Raw genomic sequence first — 1,035 nt, 5'->3', positions numbered from 1 at the left:
TGTGCCCGCTCAGGGCTGCTTGCCGATGTAGGCGAGGATGCCGCCGTCCACATACAGGATGTGGCCGTTGACGAAGTTGGAGGCGTCCGAGGCCAGGAAGACGGCCGGACCCATCAGGTCCTCCGTCTCCCCCCAGCGGGCCGCCGGCGTCTTGGACACGATGAACTGGTCGAAGGGATGGCGGCTGCCGTCCGCCTGCCGCTCCCGCAGAGGCGCGGTCTGAGGCGTGGCGATGTACCCCGGCCCGATGCCGTTGCACTGGATGTTGGCCTCGCCGTACTCCGAGCAGATGTTCCGCGTCAGCATCTTCAGTCCGCCCTTGGCTGCCGCATAGGCCGACACCGTCTCCCGGCCCAGCTCGCTCATCATCGAACAGATGTTGATGATCTTTCCGTGCCCCTTCTCGATCATCCCGGGGATGACCGCCTTGGACACGATGAACGGCGCGTTCAGGTCCACGTCAATCACCTGGCGGAACTGCTCGGCCGTCATCTCCAGCATGGGGATGCGCTTGATGATACCGGCGTTGTTCACCAGGATGTCGATCACGCCTACCTCTTCCCGGATGCGCGCCACCAGGGCCTGCACCTGCGCCTCGTCCGTCACATCGCACACATAGCCGTGGGCCTGGATCCCCTCCGCCTCATAGGCGGCCAGCCCCTGGTCCACCAGCTCCTGCTTGATGTCGTTGAATACGATGGTGGCGCCCGCCGAGGCCAGCGCCCGGGCGATGGCAAACCCGATACCGTAGGAAGCCCCCGTCACCAGGGCGATCTTCCCCTCCAGGGAAAACTGCTTCAAAATCTCCATTGCTCCTGTGCTCCTTTACCGCAGCTGTGTCATGGGAATCACGTCCATGTCGTCAAAGGCCTGGTTCTCGCCGCCCATGGCCCAGATGAACGTGTAGTTGGACGTGCCCGCACCCGCGTGGATGGACCAGGAGGGCGAGATCACCGCCTGCTCGTTCTGCATCACGATGTGCCGGGTCTGCTGACCCTCGCCCATCATGTGGAACACCACGTTGTCCTCCGGGAT

Annotated in this window: 2 protein-coding genes; both read right to left on the bottom strand. The window is 63.9% G+C overall.

The annotated features are described in order from the left end of the window. Positions 1-9: 9 nt before the first annotated feature. A complete protein-coding gene (locus WMO45_RS13625; RefSeq protein ID WP_349141436.1) occupies positions 10-810 on the bottom strand; it encodes a gluconate 5-dehydrogenase in 801 nt (266 codons plus the stop codon). Positions 811-825: 15 nt separating this feature from the next. Further along, a partial coding sequence (locus tag WMO45_RS13620) for a 5-deoxy-glucuronate isomerase (protein WP_349141434.1) occupies positions 826-1,035 on the bottom strand: 210 nt, incomplete at its 5' end.

This window comes from Flavonifractor hominis (assembly GCF_040095835.1).
Classification (GTDB): domain Bacteria; phylum Bacillota; class Clostridia; order Oscillospirales; family Oscillospiraceae; genus Flavonifractor; species Flavonifractor hominis.
This window is presented reverse-complemented; position numbering and strand designations above follow the sequence as displayed.